We start from the raw sequence: 3,513 nt of genomic DNA on the forward strand, positions 1-3,513 counted from the left end.
CGAATGCGAAGTTTCTATGGTCAAAATTCCGTAGCACAAAGTCACAAAATTCAATAAATTTTTTAGGGGTTCTTTTTCTCATATTCTTTGTGCAATCCGGTAGAAAGTGTTTTACAGCGGCTGTGTATTTCAATCCTACAAATCAGTTGAAAAAAATTGAGGATGGGGACAGAAGAAATAGGAACTCTGGCTTGTTGTTGTAAAATTGCTGTGATATTATAATAATAGTTTGCGTGTCAATCCTTAATATTTCATTTCATGGAAAGCTATAATCTTATAAATGATATCCAAATCTTACAACATGAATTCTGATTTTACTTCTACAGCAAAAAACAGCTCCCAGAGAGAAGATACCTTATATTTGTGGCATTAGAGTGATGATTGAATGTGAGCATGGGAAGCGAACATTCACCCCGCAGTGATAGAGTCACAAATATAAGGTATCTTCTCTTTCTGGTGGCATCTCCCTTGTTACGCAACCCAGAATAGAAAGGACTTTTATGAATTGTATACATTTAAATTTTGTGAGTGATAAAGAGGGAAGAAAGTTCCTTTTCCCCATTCTTCCCCAAGATGGTTTGAACGAAAAAACACTTAATGTAGTAATTACTGACGGTGATTCACAAAGAATATATCCTGTTTTTCAACAGAAAGCGGGAATTTATGGTGATTACAGCGAATACATGACCAGGCATGGGTGTGCCTGTTGTTCTTTGACAACAGCATTAGCGGCTTTTGTGGAAAAGTATGCAGATTTGAAACCAAATGGAACAATTTCTGAGGTGGAGAGAAAGCATTTCCCCGAAGAAGTATATACGGAGAATTATGGGAAAGTGATGGCAAGGCAGATGCCGGTTTCTCTTTACGGAATTTCTCTTATTTTGCAAGAAGAGGGTGTTTCTTGCGAATATATAGGAGATTTTGAGGATAAAGCTGCCGAAAAACAGATGATGGAGCATTTATATAAGGGAAAGCCCGTCATTATAGAAACAAGCCGAATGCGTAGAAAAGGAAAAAGAATCGTTCACTTTTTTGATAAAAAATATGCGGGTTCCTATCATACGATGATTCTGTTAGGTGTGGATGAAGAGGGGCAGATAGTCTTTACTGATTCTGCAACAAGAGACTGGGCAGGAGAACAGCAAAGATTAAAACGGGCTAAGCTGCCAGAACTTATTTCCTATATGTTTCCACAGAAAAATGTGGGGGATACGCATTTATATTTTAGCAGAAAAAGGAATACAGGCGGTTATATTTTGATTCGCTGAATGAGAAAGTAAGAATGAGTGAGTATTCATAGTTATTCATTGAATAACGAAGTAGGCACAATGGCAAATAAAGCTTTGGTATATGCGATATATCCAAACGAAAAACAGAAACGAACAGGAACAGAATAAATCAAAAATCCTACTTGACAAAATTTTCAGGTTTTACTACAATAAGAAACATGATGTTTGTCCGTACAGGACGGATGTTCTGTATCACTTATATTTGTAATAATATAGAATTTACAGTATAGGAGCATCATTTTTATGTGAATTTCAATATGAATTTCAAAAATGAGAAAGACGAAGACGGAAACAAGTAGCTTTTATTCATGCATTCCAGAGAGTGATCGGCTGGTGGGAGGTCATGTGCCAGATAGTAAGTGAATACATTCCTGAGTTGTACACCGAATGAGACAGATATTTATCATGTTAAGCGTGAGTAGATTTTAGAAATTGCTGAATGTGATGGAACAGGTAAGATTTGTTTTTAGTAGGCTGTGACGGAGCGGCGGCCGTTATCCGCAGAGGCGTTGTTTGACGCTCATTTGAGGCAGAGCATTTACTCTGCGAAAAAAGGTGGTACCACGAAGTTATATCTCGTCCTTTTATTAGGACGGGATTTTTTTATTTTATTTAGGAGGATTTTATGACAGTATATGACGAACTGGTTGCAAGAGGATTGATTGCACAGGTAACAGATGAAGAAGAAATTAAGGAACTTGTCAATAACGGAAAGGCTGTATTCTATATTGGATTTGACCCAACAGCAGACAGCCTTCATGTAGGACATTTCATGGCACTTTGCCTGATGAAACGTCTGCAGATGGCAGGAAATAAGCCAATCGCCTTAATCGGTGGTGGTACTGCCATGATCGGTGATCCATCCGGACGTACAGATATGCGTCAGATGATGACAAAAGAGACAATCAACCATAACGTAGAGTGCTTCAAAAAGCAGATGAGCCGTTTTATTGATTTCTCTGATGGAAAAGCTATGCTCGTTAATAACGCAGATTGGCTCTTAGACTTAAACTATGTAGAATTACTTCGTGAAGTAGGCCCATGCTTCTCAGTAAATAACATGCTTCGTGCAGAATGCTACAAACAGAGAATGGAAAAAGGTTTATCTTTTTTAGAGTTTAACTACATGATCATGCAGAGCTATGACTTCTATGAGTTATACCAGAAATACGGCTGTAATATGCAGTTTGGTGGTAATGACCAGTGGAGTAATATGCTTGGCGGTACAGAATTGATCCGTCGTAAATTAGGACCAGATGCCGATGCTTACGCTATGACAATTACCCTTCTTTTAAATTCCGAAGGAAAGAAAATGGGTAAAACACAGTCCGGTGCTGTATGGTTAGATCCGAATAAGACTTCTCCGTTTGACTTCTATCAGTACTGGAGAAATGTTGCAGATGCAGATGTTATGAAGTGTATCCGTATGTTGACCTTCCTTCCGTTAGAAGAAATTGATGCAATGGATAGCTGGGAAGGTAGCAAATTAAATGAAGCAAAAGAAATTCTTGCATTTGAACTTACAAAATTAGTTCACGGCGAAGAAGAAGCACAGAAAGCACAGGATGCCGCCAGAGCATTATTCAGCAACGGCGGAGACACAGCAAATATGCCAGCATGTGCAGTTACAGAAGAAGACTTAAGAGATGGCACAGTAGATATCCTTGCACTTCTTGTAAAATCCGGTTTAGCAGGAACACGTTCTGAAGCAAGACGTAATGTAACACAGGGTGGTGTAACATTGGATGGCGAAAAGGTAACGGACTTTAAGGCTGTTTATACACTTGATGACTTTAAAGGCGAAGGAAAAGTCTTAAAGAGAGGAAAGAAGAAATTCATCAAGATTGTAGCTGAATAGGATTTGCCGCAGGCAAGACAGACGCTCCCGAAGAAAGAAGGCATCCTATATTTGTGACTCTATCACTTCGGGTTGAATGTTCGCCTCCACGCTCACATTCAATCCTCGATCTAAGGCCACAAATATAGGATGCCTTCTTTCTTCGGGAGCTGTTCTTTGGCTGGGAATGGAATTACTACTGCTACTGTTTCCTGGCTACCCGGGCAAATTAGTGGAAAGATTTGGGAAAGAAGTCAGGAGAGATAGAAATAATCCGGGAAATCAAATCTTACAAGATTGACACAACAATTCATTAAAAAATAAAGCATATTTGTGGCCTCGAAGCAAGGTTTGGATGCGAGCGCATAAGCGAGCATTCAAACCGCC

2 protein-coding genes and 1 other annotated feature are annotated in these 3,513 nt (G+C 39.1%); both genes read left to right on the forward strand.

The window, feature by feature from the left end:
- Positions 1 to 578: 578 nt before the first annotated feature.
- Positions 579 to 1,268, forward strand: a complete 690-nt coding sequence (locus tag EUBHAL_RS12600; protein WP_135960943.1) for a hypothetical protein — start codon at positions 579 to 581, stop codon at positions 1,266 to 1,268.
- A 294-nt stretch (positions 1,269 to 1,562) separates the two neighbouring features.
- Positions 1,563 to 1,876, forward strand: a binding site (T-box leader).
- A 38-nt stretch (positions 1,877 to 1,914) separates the two neighbouring features.
- Positions 1,915 to 3,147: a tyrosine--tRNA ligase gene (tyrS, locus tag EUBHAL_RS12605; RefSeq protein WP_005350544.1), complete on the forward strand. Its 1,233-nt coding sequence runs from the start codon at positions 1,915 to 1,917 to the stop codon at positions 3,145 to 3,147.
- Positions 3,148 to 3,513 lie beyond the last annotated feature (366 nt).

The sequence above is a fragment of the Anaerobutyricum hallii DSM 3353 genome (assembly GCF_000173975.1).
In the GTDB taxonomy this organism is placed as follows: domain Bacteria; phylum Bacillota; class Clostridia; order Lachnospirales; family Lachnospiraceae; genus Anaerobutyricum; species Anaerobutyricum hallii.